Below are 17,450 nucleotides of genomic sequence, written 5' to 3'. Positions count from 1 at the left end.
ACCTATTGATTCACAGGACCTGGCACAACACACTCTTTCTTCATGATAGTTAAGCCGGCCTCGAGCGTTTCTGTCCATGCTTGTTCGACGCTTTCATCGTAGTGAGGATCGTATTTTTTAACCGTATTGAGCAACGAATCGAACCACTCGTTGAGTTCTTGCTCAGAGATATCCATTCCTAAATCTTTATGTCGCTTCCCAAGCTTTTTCACCGAGTTTCGTACGCTCGGTAGACCAGCAGAGTTATAGATAAGGATGATCGAAGCTTTAAGCATCTTGGTTTGCTGCTCTAACCCTATCTTTTCAAAACGTTCTGAAAATCTTGGATTATGCTCGCAAAAATCCGCCAGAAAGCTCTCCAAAAATTCTTGGTCAATCCGGCAGCGCTCAAAGCTTTCATAAAACAGTTCATTCGGTTTCATCTAGCCAGTCCTTTGCAAAATATTGAGTCTTCGGGAAGCTAACAAGTTTAGAGCCGCGACTTCGCCAACTCCGAACCATCAATATGATCTAAGCATACGCCACTATGGCATAACATATACTACGGCATAAAGTGAGTTGCACAGATCTTGTTTCCATCAGGATCTCGCAAATAAGCCATGTACAAACGACGCTCGTCAGAACCTCTCGCTCCGGGGCCGTTTTCAATACTGGTGCCGCCATTTTCGACGCCAACTCGATGCCATTCGTCCACCAGTTCAGGAGAAGACGCTAGGAAGCCGATCGTCATACCATTGCCGTGCGTTGCAGGCTGACCATCAATCGGTTTGGTTAAACCTAATACACCAGTTTGGCTAACGTAAACACAGCGCCCTTTAGGGTCAACGGAACCTTCACTGTAACCAAGCACTCTCATGATTGGGTCATAAAAAGCCTTCGCGCGTTCAATATCTTCGGTACCGAGAAAAACATGGCTGAACATAACTAACCTCTTCTTTTATTGAAAGAACCACCTACACTAGACCTATAATTTGTGTTTGTCTAGGCACGCAATTCGGTCACAACTGTTGCTTAACCCATTGAGCAAACACCTGAAACTTAGTTCGTTGCTCCATGCCTTTCGGACACACTAAATCATACCCTTTGCCCGATTCAATGCTCATAAGAGGTGCGACCAACAAGCCTTGTTCAATCTGCGGTGCCATGAACTCTAACCGCCCTAGTGCTAGCCCCATCGATAATATCGCTGCATCCATCGCCAAGCGGTTATCGCTGTAATAGTCACACTGAAGTGCGCAATTGGTATCACTTTGAGCTTCATACAACCAACGCTGCCACGCAGTGATATCGCCACTGTGAATGAAACGAACATCGTCTAAGTGTTGAATGCCTTGGTCTAGTTTGAAGCGTTTCGCGTATTCAGGGCTGCACACTGGGGTTCTTACTCCACTGAATAATCGCTCACTGTAATGGTTTGGGTAATGACCTTCGCTATAGAAAATTGCCACGTCATAAGGTTCAAACTGGAAGTCTGACTGGCTCTGTTTGGTTTGCAGTTTGATGCTTAAATTCGGATACAAGCGTCTGAATTCTGGCAAGCGCGGCATTAACCACGAGGAAGCAAAATAAGGCGATGTCGCGATGTACAACTCCCCACTAAGCTCACCCGTTTGAATATCCATGAGTTCGGAAAAGATAGACTCAAACGACACGTTCAACATGGATAACACGCGCTGACCTTCTGGCGTCAGTTCGAGCTTTCTTGTCTTGCGCACAAACAGATTGAACTTCAGTTGTTGTTCGAGTTTTTTGATGCGATGGCTGACCCCTCCCTGAGTTAAGAAGAGCTCATCGGCGGCAAGTGTAAAACTTAGATGTTTAGCCGCAACACTAAAGGTGTGCAACAGTGACAGCGTTTGTTGGCGATTTTCGAATAGCCCCATGCATTAACCTCACTAATTCATAAGTCATCACAACTGGTTTGTCGGTGTATGTAACCATCATATAAATTAAACCAAGTAATCTACAACATTAAATGGTGAACAGCATGCAACAGAATCAAATACTCAAAGTAACCGTGATTGGTGGTGGCTCAAGTTACACCCCAGAGCTCGTTGAAGGACTGCTCAAGCGCCATCACGAATTACCTATCTCTGATCTGTGGTTAGTCGATATCGAACAAGGCATGGAAAAAGCAGAAATAATCGCGGCGCTCACCAAGCGAATGATAAACAAATCGGGCTGTGTGATTAATGTTCACCTCACCACAGATCGAAAAGCAGCCCTGAAAGACGCGGATTTTGTCTGCTCTCAATTTCGCGCCGGAAGAATGGAAGCCAGACTACGCGACGAGAGGATTGCTCTGAAATATCGCATGATCGGCCAAGAGACCAATGGTTTAGGTGGTTTCTCTAATGCTTGCCGAACCATTCCGATTGCACTCGAGATAGCGAAAGAGATGGAAGTGTTGTGTCCAAATGCGTGGTTACTCAACTTCACCAACCCATCAGGCATGGTAACGGAAGCACTGATTAAGCACTCAACCATTAAAACCGTTGGTCTATGTAACGTTCCCGTCAACATGGAGCTAGGCGCGGCGAAAATGCTTGGTGCAGAACGTAAAGATATGACGATGCAAATCGCCGGATTAAACCACCTAGTTTGGGCTCGCAAGGTGCTACATGAAGGGCAAGACAAACTGGGTGAGGTCATCAATCAACTTCTTGGTGGCAACGATCAAATGATGCCGAAAAATATCCCTCCCTTTGAATGGGACGGCGAGTTAATTCGCTCACTCAACATCATTCCATGTGCATACCTGCGTTACTACTATCAGTCTCGAGATATCTTAGATAAAGAGTTTGAAGCATCTAAGAAAAACGCGAATCGCGCCGACTTAGTGGCTCAAGTTGAGAAACAACTGCTTGAGATCTACAAAGATCCCATGCTCGATACCAAGCCTAAATTGTTAGAAGAACGAGGCGGTGCTTACTACTCTGAAGCGGCCTGTGAGCTCATGAACAGTATTCACAATAACAAACGTTCTATCATGCACGTCAACACTCGTAACAATGGTGCGATTCAAGGATTACCCGATGACTGTGCTGTAGAAGTAAGTTCGGTAATCACTAGCAGTGCGATCCTGCCACTCAACGTTGAACCTTTTGATAGCGACACGCTGCGCTTAATTCAACAGATGAAAGAGTTTGAAACCCTGACCGTTCAAGCAGCCATGACAGGAGACATCGCGATAGCAAAGCGCGCTCTGATCTTAAACCCTATCGTTGATAGTGGTTCGCATATCGACGAGGCTTTGCAAGAAACCATTCGCGAGAACTTAGACTTCATGCCTGCGTTCGCTCATCGACTCGCTTAATGTGGCATTTTGTTAGCAACTAATAAGCTCGGTTATAACAGCTAATAAGCTCAGTGATAACAGCAAGTGAGCTCAATGACAGAGAGCTCATTCAACATATTGAATCCAAATCTTTTTACAGAGGTCATGATGAAATTAATACTCAACGCCGATGATTTCGGCCTCACTGAAAGCGTGAACCACGGCATCGTCGACTGCTTTAAGGCGGGTTTGGTTAAGTCGACCACCATCATGATGAATCAACCGGGTACACAAAACGCGATTGAGCTCTATCATCAAGGTTTAGTCCCTGAAGTTGGCTTGCACTTTACGGTCACCGCAGGCAAACCATTGACGTCACCAGAGTTAGTTCCGAGCTTAGTCGACGAATACGGCCACTTCTTTAGCAATGTTACTCTGTTCGATAAATCAGATGTGAATGAAGATGAGGTGGTGCTTGAACTCAACGCGCAATATCAAGCCGCCCTCGATGCAGGTTTAGAGATCAACCATATCGACAGTCATCACTTTGGTGGTGTGTTTAAACCTCTAAAAGCAGCGTTTACCCGCACAGTGAATCGCATTGGTCTTCCAGTTAGACGAATCGATAACATCTTGAGTGGCCAAGATACACTGCGAGTGCCAACGCCGGATGCTTTCGACATGCGTTTCTTTGACCAAGGCGTATCGCTGAATGGCCTGAAAGATTTATTACTGAGTTACCAAGCTATGATGCCTAACGGTGTACTTGAGTTAATGTGTCACCCTTCATCAGTGGCAAGTGAACAGCTTAAGTCCCTCTCAAGTTACAGTGATAAACGAGTCGAAGAGCATCAACTGCTCACTAGCCCTGCGCTAAAACAGTGGTTGGCTGACCATCAGATTGAGTGCATTGGATTCGACGCTCTCAGATAGGGAACCTTAAGTCAGGGCTAATCAACGATCCGTTGTGCGCCCTGCCCTTGGTCATGCAAGATATCATCAGGATTTAACAAGTTGCACTTTTGCATACTCAAGCATCCACAACCGATACAGCCTGTTAAGTTCTCTTGTAGCGATTTAATCTGCGCCATTTTACTGTCGAGTTGCCCCTGCCACTTCTTAGCTACGCGCTCCCAGTCTCGCTTAGTCGCGGTATGGTTCATCGGTAAGCTAGACAGCTCTTCAGTGATCTCTTCTAGCGTGAAGCCTATCGACTGCGCGACTTGGATCAACGCAATTCGTCTCAACATCGCCGACTGATAACGGCGCTGATTTCCGTTAGTACGAATCGAAGCAATCAACCCCTTGGTTTCGTAAAAGCGTAAGGCCGAAGGAGCCACGCCACTGCGCTCAGCCAACTGGCCTATGCTGAGGTATACGATGTTTCTCATGATCTTTCACTTCCTGTTTGAATAGTCGTTTCGTCCTGATAATGAACAGTATAATAGAGTTCACTTTAACTTGAAGTTTGTGCTCAAATTAAGGTTTGGGTTAGGTTACAAAATACGAACGACAAAGCAACCTAACATATTGATTCTCAGGGCTATGATTTTGTTCGCTGATTACCATACATGTCGTCAAACCCGGGAATGCCTTGCTCCCACACGGGTTTATCTTCACCGACAATGGTTTTCAATGTATCAATGAAGAGCTTGGTTTTTATGGGTGCATCTCGATGTGGGTACACCGCATAGAAAGTGCCAAAGTCATCCAAGTTTAAGTGAGTCATTATAGGCACCAACTCCCCACTGAGCACTTCATCTTCAATCATCTGCGCCGTGACGACCGCGAGAGTACTGCCGGTTAAAGCACTCTTGGAAATCATCTCAACATCATTCACTTTATAAGCGGCATTAAGCTGGAAATTCTGCGCTTGCCCTTCTTCATCAACGTAAGAAAACTTATCAATCAACAAACCCGGAGCGGCATAGATAGTCGCAGGTAATGACTCGAGTTTTTCGATGGTGTTTATCTCACCATGCTGAGCAATGAACTCAGGTGAAGCAACAATCAATAATCGACTTCTGGCTATCTTACGGCTGATTAGGCTAGAGTTTTTGGGCTTACCAATACGGAAACCAATATCAAACCCCTCTTTAATCATATCGACGATTCGATCTTCGAGTCTCAATTCAAAATCAACATCTGGATACTGCTTCTGGAAAACCGCAATCGCCTGCTGAACATATTGTCGACCGAACATGGTCGAGCTGGTGATTCTTAATAATCCTCGAGGCTCTGCATGATAATTTTGCGCCAAGCGTCGAGTATCGTTCAATAGTGCACGAAGCTGATGCGCTTGATTGATCATCTCATTGCCTGCAGCTGTCAGAGATAACGAACGAGTGGTGCGATTTAATAACCGAACATCCAGATCTTCTTCAAGACGGCTGATCTGTTTAGAGATAACGGAACGGTCGACGTTTCTTTGCTCCGCCACTTTGACAAACGAACCCAGCTCAACCACTTCAAGTAACAATAATAAACGACTCGATATATCCATAACGTCCTTTGTTGCATTTAGAGCACCAATTAAGTGCCAATATGACTATTTTTCTCATCTTATTACAAATCTATAGTAGCTGCACATAACGGAGACAACATTCAGTCCCGACCTAATAGAGGAACATCCCATGACACTACTATCTGTGACTAACCAAAATGGCATCGCAACGGTATCAATCAACAACCCACCAGTGAACGTGCTGACTTTCGACTTGATCAACGAGATCAATGCCTTTGTACTTTCATTGAAAGATGATCGTGATACTAAGGTTGTTGTATTTAAATCATTACATGAGAGCTTCTTTCTGGCTCACCTAGATCTCAATGTGATCAACGGTACACAAGGCGGACAAGCCGGTTCGATTGAATTCAACCATATGATTGAGAACATTAAAGCGATGAAACAAGTCTCTGTCGCGGTAGTTGATGGCGTAGCTCGTGGGGGCGGTAATGAATTTGTGATGGCGTGTGACCTTGCTTACGGCACTGAAAACTCAGCGTTCGCACAACCTGAAATTCATGTAAACATCCCAACCGGTGGCCAAGGCGCGGTGCAGTTTGCAAGACGCATGGGTAAAAACAAAGCACTACAAGCTTTACTGCTTGGTAACGACTTTACGGCTCAGCAGGCAGAAGACCGTAACATCATTACGCAGTTCGTACCGAAGGCTGAGCTAGAGGATTTCTTAGCAGCGACACTCGGTGTGATCAGTCAATTAGAAGTACGTGATATCGTGATGTACAAAGAGATCATCGCAGCCTCAATCAAAGATGAGCAAGCGGGCGCTGAGCTAGAACTGCGTTACTTCTTAGAGCGCGCAAAAGAGCAAAAAACCGCAGCAATTATCGGTGCGTTTCTAAAACATGGCGGACAAACCGAGCGTGAAGCGAAAGACATTCAAGGTATCTTCGTTGACACCGCAGCAGAGTTATCACAATAGACAATGACGCAATTAAATGGCCATCGCTTGATGGCCATTTATGTATCTATTTATCTATGTATTTATCTATCTGCGCACCGATGTAATAATTCTCTCACTCACTAAAGCAGTTAGATCTGACTCATGATCGATTTCAGGCTCTCGGCCATTTCGGCATTGATGATCTCACCCGTTTCTACATTAAAGTTGTCGTAGAAACTTGGCACCGACATCGACCCCTTCACATCAGCATCAAAATAAGGTGCGGAATTTACCGCAGACGACAACACAGAGCTTGCGCCGCCAGGGCCTGGTGACGTGGAGAGCATAACAACAGGTTTGCCTTGGTACACTTTCATGTCGATTCGTGATGTCCAATCAAACACATTCTTAAAGGCTGCGGTGTATGAACCGTTGTACTCTGCAAAAGAGATGACCACAGCATCAGCTTCGCCAATCTTGCTAAAAAAACGCAGCGCGTGTTGATGAACGCCAGACTCTTTTTCTCTGTCTTCACTGTAAATGGGCATCTCGAAATCATTAAGATCGAGCACCTCTACTTGCGCGCCCTCGGCTAAGCTTGCGGTGTACGCTGCCAATTGTTGGTTAATCGATGCTTTACTGTTGGTTGCGCCAATTGCTAATACTTTCATTGTTGATCCTCGAATTTGGTTAGAAACATTTCTCTAAAGCTTGAAAAGGCACATTTGGCGCTAAACCAAAGTACGTTTGTAATGCAGCAAGGTACGTAGGCTCGTCTTCAAGTAACCACTCTTCTGTTGAGCCATTTTTGCTAATTTTAATTTTCTGGTTAAGCAGCGTGACAATCCCACCTTCAATCGGCAGTGCCGCAATACAGTTTGATGTAAAAATGGATTTCGGGCTGTTTGAAGTGAAGAAGTTGCTCGACTCTAAGTCGTTGGCACCCACATACGTCATGTCTAGGCTGTACACGCTCATCCACTCTTCACCCTGCTTTATCTGCAGTAAGAAGCCATATCGTTCATCTTCGATAAAACGAAAAGTTTGTAAGTCATTAGACTGCTCAATATTGGTTTCAATCAGCAATGGAGCACGAGGGGTAAAGGTGCCAAAGCCCGCATCCACTAACCACTGTTTGCCTTCAATCGTCACCAATGTTACTCGATGGCTACGCCCGGTAGGCTCTCCCGCTAGGTGTACTCGACCCAGTAAGGCTCTCGCTTCAAAGCCCATATGGGTTAACACATTCAGCAACAACCCATTAAGTTCTTGGCAATACCCCCCTCGCTGATTAACCACCAGCTTTTCATGCAATGCCTCTTGAGACAGTTGAATAGGCACCCCCTGAACCACATCAAAATTCTCGAACGGAATGGTTCGGTGTTGATGTTGATGGATCGCCTTTAGGCTTTCGATTGTGGTCTCGCTTGGTTGAGATAAACCAATTCTTGAAAAATATTCGGTGACTTTACGCTGTTCCATACCTAACCCCTGATTTGTTTTCATCACCTAATGACTGACGTCTTCCAAGCTGACAACGCTCAAAAATGACAAGGTGATTGTTTATGTTTTTAGATTGGGGATGATGATAAAACCTCAAGTTAACTTGAGGTAAAGCGATATTTTCAAAAAATAGGAAATAATTTAAAAACACTTATAAAGCTGTTAATTACGAAGGGTTAAACATCGATTGGCATTGCACAGGCAATAATAAGCACACTCAAAATACAGTGAGTGTGCTTTATCGAAATATTATTTACTTAAGTTGGTTTAATGGACTGACCCCAGAGTAATCGACCCCGGATAGCTCGGCCATTTCGCGATTCCATGTGGCCAAATCGTGAGGGTTAAACTGATTCAGATGATCATGACCACAAGCTCTCGCCATCACTTGCATCAATTCAGTCGAAGCTTCGAAAAAGTTCTTCAATTGATTCGATGCCTTCTCAACATTTAACCGTTGGCGTAAATCGGCTTTTTGAGTCGCGATACCCGCTGGGCAATTATTGGTGTTACACATTCGTGCGGCAACACAACCTATCGACTGCATGGCACTGTTCGAGATAGCGACTCCATCAGCGCCAAGCGCCATCGCTTTTACGAAGTCCATCGGAACACGAAGCCCACCAGTAATGATTAAGGTGACTCTGTCACTTACGCCTTGCTTGTCTAGATAGGCTCTGGCACGAGCAAGCGCTGGAATGGTCGGCACACTAATATGGTCACGGAACATTTCTGGCGCCGCCCCAGTACCACCGCCTCGACCATCCAAAATGATGTAATCGGCACTGGCATCCAATGCGAACTGAATATCCTCTTCAATATGATTGGCACTCAACTTGAAGCCAATTGGGATCCCGCCTGTCACTTCTCGAACCCGGTCGGCGAAATTCTTGAAATCCTCGACGGTTTTTAGATCAACAAAGGTGGGTGGCGAAATCGCGGCGGTACCCGCTTCAATGCCACGCACCTCTGCTATCTTGCCAATGTTCTTCGCACCCGGTAGGTGACCGCCTGTTCCGGTTTTGGCACCCTGCCCACCTTTAAAATGGAAGGCTTGGACATTTTTGAGCTTAGATTCATCGTAACCAAATTGTGCACTCGCTAATTCATAAAAGTAGCGAGAGTTCGCCGCTTGCTCTTCGGGTAACATACCGCCCTCACCCGAGCAGATGCCTGTTCCCGCAAGCTCCGCGCCTGTCGCTAAAGAGATTTTCGCTTCTTCAGATAACGACCCAAAACTCATATCAGAAACAAACAAGGAGATGTTCAATTTGAGCGGTTTTTTCGCTTTTGGCCCAATAATAAGCTCAGTACCGACGGGCACATTTTCCAATAACGGCTTGGTCGCCATTTGTGCAACCATCACTTGAATATCATCCCAGTGAGGTAATAGATATCTTGGGACGCCCATTGAAGTCATTGGCCCATGGTGACCCACTTTGGACAAGCCATCACGCGCCAGTTGATGAATAAACTCGACGGTAGGCTCTTCTTTGGTTGCAGAAGCCGCAGGTGAGAGATCGGGCGTTGCCGCTTGGATATGAACATCGGGGCCTTCTTGACCCACTTGCTCAGTCGTAAACTGTTTATGGGTGCCATCGCAAAAAGGGAGGTTGTTCGAATACTTACAGCGACACAGATAAGCGTCGCCGCTTTCCTCGGCCACGAAACTCTTTGGTTTGAAACCCGTTCCTGCATGAGAACCATCACAAAACGGTTGGTTTTTCGATTTGCCACAGGTACAGAAGTAATACTCCTCGCCCTCGGTTAGCTCGACCTTAACGGGTTTGTTATCCGCTATTACTGGATTCTTCATAGTTCGTTCACCTTTTCTTTCTTATGATTTGATGACTGAAGCGATGACTTGCTCACAAGAGTAAAGTAAAGGTGAGATACGCGGCGAATTCAATAAATGAGCCAGTGAAAACAAGCATAGTAGACAGCCTAAAAACAGAAGTATTGCTTGTTCAACACAAACAAAAATGGCCACCAAATTGGCAGCCATTGTGTTTTAAATCTGAGTCCAAGTTAAACGGGAAGGGTTAATCAAATAACTCGATGACCAGCTTGTTGTCTTTAATCACTAGATTAGGTTCCGATGACTTGATCAATGACTCTTGAACCTTGTTGCTGTCCAATTTGTAAACCGGTGACTGGGACAAAGCAAAACCAATCATAGAAACGGCAGGCTTAAGTAACTTCTCTATCTCAGGAGAAAGCTGCTTTCCCTTTTCCTCAAAGCGTTCTAGACGCAGAGACTTTAGGTACACTTCACCACTTTCCTTGTCATATTCAGGAATCGCGCTGAATTCGATATCCAGATCTAGCCCCATGTTTGGCAAATTAAACACTTGAACCTTTGCATTGGTATTCGCCAGAACAGACACACGCTCGGCATCAGTTCGACCAATTTGCACCGCTAAGTCATCAACCGCCACTTGCGCATACATAACGTTTTGCACACCGACTTCTTGTTCTAACATCACCGAATCTTGCAGGTAGTTCGTCATTTCTTGTTCAGTAACGCTGTAGCTCACACAACCACTCAAGATGAGCGCGATACAGGTGATGATGAAGCGATTAATTAGCTTGGTTGTCATGTAAATTCGACTCTTAATTTCTAATTGCATGGAACGGATGTTACCTCGAGATGATATCGTAAAACAGTCGTCACACTGACAGTGTCGGATATGTAGGCAGAATGATCCACCTAATCAACATTCGCGTATAGTTTGAAAATGGCAAAAATAGTAAAGAAATCAATGACTGAATTAACGATATTTTATGACGGAACGTGTCCACTGTGTGCCAAAGAGATGGCTGCACTCGCCAAGTACGACACTGAGGGGAAGATCCAGACTATCGATATCTACAGCGAAGCGTTTGCAAACTATCCGCAGATTGATGCGGATGCGGCCAACACAGTGCTGCATGCTCTTGATGAGAACGGAAAGCTACTACTTGGGCTAGATGTGACCTACCAAGCATGGAACCTAGTAGGAAAAGGTTGGCTTTATGCGCCATTACGTTGGACCACATTTAAGCCGTTTGCAGACTGGTGCTACCTGAGGTTCGCCAAGAATCGATATAAAATCTCATTCTGGCTAACCGGAAAATCACGTTGCAACGGAAACAGCTGTACGAAATAGTATTGAGTTAAGACATACCACTGGAGACTTTGTAGTAAACGATGCCAAACAGTGCAGCAAACACTAGTACGGTAAGAGCGACTTTCAACCAAATAAACTTCATGCTTTGTCCTTTTCAATCAAGTTACTGATTCAGGCGACAAGTTATCACAACAAGACACAAGGTTGTGTAGCGATTGATAGAACTTTGTAGTGAACCCTGATTCCCAGAGAGAGACTTTATGTCGGCAAAAGAGAGAAAACTTCCCACTCATAGACTTTCTAGATTCAGCAAGTTCGCCTCGCTGGCGACAAGAGTCGCAGGTAACGTGCTAACAGAAGGCACCAAGCAAATTGCACAAGGCAACAGGCCCAAGGCAAAAGATTTACTGTTAACGCCACAGAACATAGCTCGCCTGACCGACCAGCTCGCGCACCTGCGTGGAGCTGCGATGAAATTGGGGCAAATGCTTTCAATGGATGCGGGAGATGTCTTAGAGCCAGAGTTAGCCGACATTCTTTCTCGCCTGCGCTCAGACGCTGCCCCATTGCCAACAAAGCAGCTCAATCAAGTCTTAGAAAGCTCACTCGGAAACCATTGGAAAACCGAATTCCTTTCCTTCAACTTTAAACCGATTGCCAGTGCGTCCATTGGACAAGTTCATCAAGCATACAGCGATGCTGGAGACAAGCTCGCCGTCAAAGTCCAATATCCAGGCATTCGAAAAAGCATCGACAGTGATGTAGATAACGTCGGCACACTACTCAACATCGTTGGCTTGATACCCAAATCGGTCGACTACAAAGGTTTGTTAGAGGAAGCAAAAAAACAGCTCCATGATGAAGCAGACTATGCTCGCGAGGCTGACTACGCGACTCGTTACCATGACGCATTAAAAGAGCATTCGCACTTCGTCGTACCTAAGATTCATCCGCAAGTCTCTTCAGAATCCGTGCTCGCCATGGACTTCATTGAGGGCGTCTCAATAGAACAGATAGAAAGCTACGACCAAAGCACCCGTGACTTTGTGATGCACAGCCTGCTTGAGCTCCTATTCAGAGAGTTGTTCGACTTTAAGATGGTGCAAACCGACCCTAATTTCGCCAACTACCTTTATGTTGAAAACACCCGACAAATCGGCTTGTTAGATTTTGGAGCAACCCGTGAATACAGTGACCGCTTTAGCGAGGGTTATCGCTTGGCTTTTTCCTCTGTCATTAACAAAGATGAGCAAGAGCTCAATCAAGCGTTAGAGCAGATTGGATTCTTTAGCGAGACAATTCTCCCTGATCAACGCCAAGCGATTCTAAACCTAGTGAAGATGGCTTGCGAGCCGATGTTGGTAGACGAAGACTACGACTTCAAAGCAAGTGGTTTGGCACAACGTCTTCGTGAAGCTGGCACCATTCTGAGCATGGAACAAGAGTATTGGCACACCCCACCCGCCGATGCGCTGTTCCTACATCGAAAAATTGGGGGTATGTATCTATTAGCAGCTCGCCTTGGTGCAAAAGTGAATATCAGTCGTTTGGTCACTCCATATCTAATCTTATAGAACAAATGTACAACTAAAAACGCGAGTTAAAGAGACAATAAATAATACGCAAAGTGATCATTTCATCGTGCTCAAGAGTAATAACCATTACGCCAACTAAAATGAGCCAACCCTCATGAAATGTTCACTACTTTGCTCAACCGTACTGATTACAAGCCTCACGAGTTCCATCGCCTTTGCAGCGAGCTGCCCAGAGATACTCAATGGCAAACAGCGCTTATTAAATTCAACCGAAGAAATCGCCTTGTGCGATGAGTTTAAAGGCAAAACTCTATTGGTGGTAAACACCGCTAGCCAATGTGGCTTCACTCCGCAGTTTGAGCAGCTCGAACAACTTCATCAAACCTACAAAGATCAAGACTTCACCGTTATCGGTTTCCCAAGTAATGATTTTCGCCAAGACAAAGGAAGTGAAGAGAAGACGGCAAAGGTCTGTTACCTCGACTACGGCGTGACCTTCCCTATGATGGCACGAGCTTCACTGTCGGGTAGTAACGCCAATCCCGTATTTGCGGAGATACAACAGCAAGCGGGCGTAACGCCTAAATGGAACTTTTACAAATTCTTGATCAGTAAAGAAGGCAAAGTCGTCGCCACCTTCCCTAGCTCCACATCACCAGTGAGCGCTACGCTCAAAAACGCGATCGAGCAACAGCTATGAAGGCAGATTACATGGCAACAACTCAAACCCGTAACACCATGGCCAAACTGGGGTACCTGGGGTTAATCCCGTTTCTATTTGGTCTACTCCTCTCGCTCACCGACAGCCAATTTGTGGGGATAAGCGGTGAAACGCTGTTCATCACCTACAGCGTGGCTATTTTGAGCTTTCTTTCAGGGATCTTGTGGGAAAACGGCATCGAGAACTTTGAAAGCCAATCAAGTAACAAAGCGCTACTGCTAAGTAACGCGATTGTGCTCGTCGCATGGCTGGCAGTATTGCTTGGTGAACAAAAAGAACTGGCGACAACTCTGATTCTTATCCTTGGTTATATTGCGGTTTGGCGAGCTGAAAGGACGATAAGAGAAGAGAACCAGAGCCAAGGTCCCGATGGCTACTTTGATATGAGAACTCGGCTCACCTCTAGCGTAGTATTAATGCACGGTATCGTGATGCTGACCTAGAGCTACGAGACTGTCTTTGAACTGTGAGCCTTCGATTAAAAACCGTTAGCAACAATCTAGATGATGAGCTGCATCACTAACCTCGGCTCATCATCACCAAAGTAGTTTTCTTCTTGTTTGATCGTAGAAAATCCCATTGACGCGTAGAGCGCGCAAGCGGATGTGTTATTTGGATCTACAGTGAGCAAAAGCTTAGCGTCTCGGGGCAGCTGCTCAACCGACTGTTGCATCAGTTTCCGGCCAATTCCCATACCACGATAATTTGGGTCTACCGCTAATGATAGGACCCAAAACTCATTCTGCGTGTTCGTAGATGTCGTTAAGGCATAGCCCGCAATCTTTGAGTCTTGCTTAGCAACTAATAAACCTTTTCCCCAGCAATCAAATGCCTGACGAATGAAAAATTGCGGATAGGCATGGTCACCAAACAAAGCATGTTCAAGCTGGTAAATTTCAGCCAGTTCCTGTTTTTCCGCACAGACAATATTCATAGATAGACCTTTATAGATTTGACTCCAACCTTGTTACAGCAGACCTTCCACAGTAGCTAGCCAAGTTGGTAATTGCTCCCTAAACCAGTGGATGTATTTCGAAGCTTGGGGGTTGTTGCGCGTGACTAATATATTCGTGACTTCGATTACGATCCAGCTTTTCGCTATGATCAATTGTTTTATTAAATCTTCTCGGTAAATCAGATTGTTATGAGGTAAGTACTGGTCAACAATAAACTCATAGTCGGACAAAGTCCCCATACGAGAAACGAGCGGTGCCAAATCGATAGCTGGGCTGCCATAACCAAAACGCTCCCAATCAAATAACACCAGCTGACCGTTATCTCTTCTTCCCCAATTTCCCTCGTTCGCATCGCCAGAGATCAAGGTTTTCTGGTCGAACAAAGCACCACTCAATTGCTGGATACGCAGTAAACTGTCTTGAGTCACTTGAGGTAAGTTCAGAGATATTAGTGCAGCTTCAGTGGCACAGGTACTCCATCTATGCTCTTTCACTGCAAAACTCGGCGAATATTGAGACTGATGAATACGAGATAGTTGCTGATACACCTCTGAAGTCGTTTGAAGCTCATTTAGTGTTAAAGAGTGAGGAATGTGCTCGATGAACAGAGTATCTCCTTCCACTACCAACAACGTAGGGCTATGTACACCAGATAAATGTTGCGCAGCATGTTGGTAAAAAGAAATTTCAACCTCACCTGCCCCTTGCTTTCGAATACAAGGTACGCCATTACGATTTACAAGAGTTACCTTAGCCGAACCCATTTTAGATAGATCTTTGTTACTCATTAGAGATCCCTGAGAATACAATGAAACACCTTACCGTTATCGCTTATTTACCAAGCGCGACTCTATCAATAACCATTGCTGAGCAAAAGGCAAAAAGTTCTTATGAGGTATGAATTTACGTGCGGCTAAGTTCTGCTTTAAATATACCTCTTCCAACGCCCAAATATGGTGGTCAGCAAAAATGCCCCAAGCACAGGCTCCATCAATAATACTCTCTTCTGAAAGTTCATTAGTGGACAAGTAACCGCTCACAAATTCGACCGACTTCTTCACATCCATGTCAAACATGTACATGCAAGCCCGGGCTATTTCGTAGGCAGGTGGCATGTATTGAACTAAGTCCCAATCGATAATACCACTCACCTTAGAATGATTATCAAAGAAGAGATTATAGTGATGAAAGTCGCCGTGAATCAGTACTCGATCAGTTTTGGTCTTATAAGAGTGAACACTTTGATCACTTGCTAAAAAACAACGTTGCTGCATAGACCTTCGTCGCGCCCAGGCATCCTCCACGTTTTGCTCCCCTTTTGCTTCGATAGCAGCAATGATCTTATCAAGACGCTGTAGCCATTGCTCTCTATCCCATGACAGTTGGATAACTGGAAATATCTCGTTTTGCATTCCATTTCTAGGGTAGAGACTCAACTGACGATGAAGCTTTGCAAGGGTAATACCGGCTTCGAATGCATGCTTGTCTGTCAAAGCATGCTTCTCAATCAAGGAACCATGAGCCTCTGGAAACAACGCATAGTATTCACCATTGACCTCAACAAAACTTTGGCCATGTGAAGTGAGGCAGGGCGAAACAACAGTGGGTACTTTTTGAGATATAAAGAACAGCAGTTTATGCTCATTAATTATACGGCTGACATCATGAGTCCTGTACTTCCTCAAAAAGAAAGCTGGTGTGGATTCAACCTTATACACTGAATTGTTTGCCCCAAGAGTAACTTCAGCTAGCGACATGTGGGGTTTAGTATCTAGCCAATGAGAAAGGATATCTGTGCTTACCATATTGCTTTCAGCCCTAATTCGTTACTGACGACTCACCAACAGATTAGCACCGGATAGAGCAAGAAAAACCGAGCACGCTTTGTTGAAACGCTTAGCCATTTGCGGCTTGGAGAACCAGTTTCTGAGGTATAAACCAAAGGCAGCGTAGATAGATATCGCGAGTAGCTCTAACACTAGGAATGTGCCACCTAGAATGAAGAACTGTGTGTTTACATTGGCTGAAACATCAACGAATTGAGGCAGAAATGCGGTAAAGATAAGTATCGCTTTGGGATTACCAGCTGCAAGGGCGAACTCTTGTTGAACTAGACCAAACCAGTTTTTATTGCGCTCGATGTCCGCGACAGGGCTGGCTTGTGAACGCCATAAGTTGAACGCAATCCAAAGCAAATACATGGCACCAAACAACTTGATAAGAAAGAACAAGGTCTCAGAAGTATAAAGCACCACGGCCAAGCCAGACGCCGCCAACGCAATCATTCCTGAGAAAGCAACGATTCTACCTAACCCTGCTATAAATGCGGCTTTAAAGCCATAGCAACGGGCATTATTCATCGACAAAAGATTGTTTGGGCCAGGCGTCATGTTCAGCGCAAAGCACGCTGGAATAAACAGCAGCAACTTCCATATTTCCATCGGGGTGTCCTAGTCGTCATGTATTACGTAATTGAATCATAAAATGTGATAGAAGCTTTTATAACAGTATTTTATGTACTTTGTAATAGGACAAAAAAGCGCCTCTCGGTATATATAACCTCTCAGCTAGTTCTCAAAGAATTTTTCATATTCTGGAGTCGATAGGTTTTCAGCAACGCCCATTTCACCCAAGAAGTAGATTGCGCTGGTTATCGTATCTATCGTTGGGTTCGATTCGCGTTCAGGAAAATCCCCCGCAGAAGAAACTAATTGTGGTTCGGATATTGAACTACAGACAAGGCTGCTACAAACGCTGTGTTGTGTTTCCAGAGATGTGAGCTCTGGGGCATCAAAATGGTGAGACAATAAATCTTGGCTGACAAGCTCAGCAGAAGCATACGATAGAGTTGAGCAAAACGCTGAAAGTACAATCCACTTATTCATATATCTTTCCATAGTTAGCATTCATTGAATTTATAAATACTATCTAACTCAGCCAA

The 17,450-nt window shown here is 45.0% G+C and carries 21 protein-coding genes; 7 read left to right on the top strand and 14 right to left on the bottom strand.

Features of this window, described 5'->3' with window-relative positions; all coding sequences use genetic code 11:
- Nucleotides 1-2 precede the first annotated feature (2 nt).
- The 3 genes from F0251_RS00725 to F0251_RS00715 form a co-directional block, all read right to left on the bottom strand.
- Nucleotides 3-422, bottom strand: a complete 420-nt coding sequence (locus F0251_RS00725) for a globin (RefSeq protein ID WP_171730119.1) — start codon at nt 420-422, stop codon at nt 3-5.
- 119 nt (nt 423-541) lie between these two features.
- Nucleotides 542-922 carry a VOC family protein gene (locus tag F0251_RS00720; protein WP_171730118.1) on the bottom strand — a complete coding sequence of 127 codons (381 nt, stop codon included), beginning with the start codon at nt 920-922 and terminating at the stop codon, nt 542-544.
- Between the two features lie 76 nt (nt 923-998).
- Entirely contained in the window at nt 999-1,883 is an 885-nt protein-coding gene (locus F0251_RS00715; protein WP_105059216.1) for a LysR substrate-binding domain-containing protein, read from the bottom strand.
- A 104-nt stretch (nt 1,884-1,987) separates the two neighbouring features.
- On the opposite strand from F0251_RS00715, the gene F0251_RS00710 reads away from it, so the two are divergent.
- Both F0251_RS00710 and F0251_RS00705 read left to right on the top strand, forming a co-directional pair.
- Complete coding sequence (locus F0251_RS00710) at nt 1,988-3,316, top strand: 6-phospho-beta-glucosidase (RefSeq protein WP_171730117.1); 1,329 nt, start codon at nt 1,988-1,990, stop codon at nt 3,314-3,316.
- Between the two features lie 129 nt (nt 3,317-3,445).
- Nucleotides 3,446-4,210 (top strand): carbohydrate deacetylase, encoded by a 765-nt coding sequence (locus F0251_RS00705; protein ID WP_116870237.1) that lies wholly within the window; start codon nt 3,446-3,448, stop codon nt 4,208-4,210.
- 17 nt (nt 4,211-4,227) lie between these two features.
- On the opposite strand, the gene soxR is transcribed toward F0251_RS00705, so the two are convergent.
- Nucleotides 4,228-4,668: a redox-sensitive transcriptional activator SoxR gene (gene soxR, locus F0251_RS00700; protein WP_116870236.1), complete on the bottom strand. Its 441-nt coding sequence runs from the start codon at nt 4,666-4,668 to the stop codon at nt 4,228-4,230.
- Between the two features lie 152 nt (nt 4,669-4,820).
- Entirely contained in the window at nt 4,821-5,780 is a 960-nt protein-coding gene (locus F0251_RS00695) for a LysR family transcriptional regulator (RefSeq protein ID WP_171730116.1), read from the bottom strand.
- A gap of 130 nt (nt 5,781-5,910) precedes the next feature.
- On the opposite strand from F0251_RS00695, the gene F0251_RS00690 reads away from it, so the two are divergent.
- Nucleotides 5,911-6,723: an enoyl-CoA hydratase/isomerase family protein gene (locus tag F0251_RS00690; RefSeq protein ID WP_050644619.1), complete on the top strand. Its 813-nt coding sequence runs from the start codon at nt 5,911-5,913 to the stop codon at nt 6,721-6,723.
- A 110-nt stretch (nt 6,724-6,833) separates the two neighbouring features.
- Here the strand turns inward: F0251_RS00690 and F0251_RS00685 are convergent, their stop codons facing one another.
- The 4 genes from F0251_RS00685 to F0251_RS00670 all read right to left on the bottom strand — a co-directional run bounded on the left by F0251_RS00685 (nt 6,834) and on the right by F0251_RS00670 (nt 10,787).
- Nucleotides 6,834-7,355: an NADPH-dependent FMN reductase gene (locus tag F0251_RS00685; protein WP_048658220.1), complete on the bottom strand. Its 522-nt coding sequence runs from the start codon at nt 7,353-7,355 to the stop codon at nt 6,834-6,836.
- Between the two features lie 19 nt (nt 7,356-7,374).
- Complete coding sequence (locus F0251_RS00680) at nt 7,375-8,166, bottom strand: arylamine N-acetyltransferase (protein ID WP_171730115.1); 792 nt, start codon at nt 8,164-8,166, stop codon at nt 7,375-7,377.
- 274 nt (nt 8,167-8,440) lie between these two features.
- Nucleotides 8,441-10,003, bottom strand: coding sequence for a glutamate synthase-related protein (locus F0251_RS00675; RefSeq protein ID WP_171730114.1), 1,563 nt, complete (start codon nt 10,001-10,003; stop codon nt 8,441-8,443).
- Nucleotides 10,004-10,229: 226 nt separating this feature from the next.
- Complete coding sequence (locus tag F0251_RS00670; RefSeq protein ID WP_171730113.1) at nt 10,230-10,787, bottom strand: DUF1439 domain-containing protein; 558 nt, start codon at nt 10,785-10,787, stop codon at nt 10,230-10,232.
- Nucleotides 10,788-10,949: 162 nt separating this feature from the next.
- Between F0251_RS00670 and F0251_RS00665 the strand changes: the two genes are divergently transcribed.
- The 4 genes from F0251_RS00665 to F0251_RS00650 all read left to right on the top strand — a co-directional run bounded on the left by F0251_RS00665 (nt 10,950) and on the right by F0251_RS00650 (nt 13,996).
- On the top strand, nt 10,950-11,336 hold the full coding sequence (locus F0251_RS00665) for a thiol-disulfide oxidoreductase DCC family protein (RefSeq protein ID WP_116870231.1): 387 nt from the start codon (nt 10,950-10,952) through the stop codon (nt 11,334-11,336).
- A 221-nt stretch (nt 11,337-11,557) separates the two neighbouring features.
- Nucleotides 11,558-12,871: an AarF/ABC1/UbiB kinase family protein gene (locus F0251_RS00660; protein WP_171730112.1), complete on the top strand. Its 1,314-nt coding sequence runs from the start codon at nt 11,558-11,560 to the stop codon at nt 12,869-12,871.
- Nucleotides 12,872-12,986: 115 nt separating this feature from the next.
- Nucleotides 12,987-13,532, top strand: coding sequence for a glutathione peroxidase (locus tag F0251_RS00655; protein ID WP_017065245.1), 546 nt, complete (start codon nt 12,987-12,989; stop codon nt 13,530-13,532).
- Nucleotides 13,529-13,996, top strand: a complete 468-nt coding sequence (locus F0251_RS00650; protein ID WP_171730111.1) for a DUF3429 domain-containing protein — start codon at nt 13,529-13,531, stop codon at nt 13,994-13,996. Before F0251_RS00655 ends, F0251_RS00650 begins: the two co-directional genes overlap by 4 nt.
- A 56-nt stretch (nt 13,997-14,052) precedes the next feature.
- Here F0251_RS00650 and F0251_RS00645 read toward each other — a convergent pair whose 3' ends face one another.
- From F0251_RS00645 to F0251_RS00625, 5 genes are all read right to left on the bottom strand, one after another.
- On the bottom strand, nt 14,053-14,487 hold the full coding sequence (locus F0251_RS00645; protein ID WP_116870228.1) for an N-acetyltransferase: 435 nt from the start codon (nt 14,485-14,487) through the stop codon (nt 14,053-14,055).
- A 33-nt stretch (nt 14,488-14,520) separates the two neighbouring features.
- Nucleotides 14,521-15,297, bottom strand: a complete 777-nt coding sequence (locus tag F0251_RS00640) for a phosphotransferase family protein (protein ID WP_171730110.1) — start codon at nt 15,295-15,297, stop codon at nt 14,521-14,523.
- Nucleotides 15,298-15,333: 36 nt separating this feature from the next.
- Nucleotides 15,334-16,314: a phosphotransferase enzyme family protein gene (locus tag F0251_RS00635; protein WP_171730109.1), complete on the bottom strand. Its 981-nt coding sequence runs from the start codon at nt 16,312-16,314 to the stop codon at nt 15,334-15,336.
- 21 nt (nt 16,315-16,335) lie between these two features.
- Nucleotides 16,336-16,950, bottom strand: a complete 615-nt coding sequence (locus F0251_RS00630; protein ID WP_171730108.1) for a LysE family translocator — start codon at nt 16,948-16,950, stop codon at nt 16,336-16,338.
- 126 nt (nt 16,951-17,076) lie between these two features.
- Entirely contained in the window at nt 17,077-17,394 is a 318-nt protein-coding gene (locus F0251_RS00625; protein ID WP_171730107.1) for a hypothetical protein, read from the bottom strand.
- Between the last annotated feature and the right edge of the window lie 56 nt (nt 17,395-17,450).

The sequence above is a fragment of the Vibrio sp. 070316B genome, from assembly GCF_013114115.1.
GTDB classification, from domain to species: Bacteria; Pseudomonadota; Gammaproteobacteria; order Enterobacterales; family Vibrionaceae; genus Vibrio; species Vibrio chagasii_B.
This window is presented reverse-complemented; position numbering and strand designations above follow the sequence as displayed.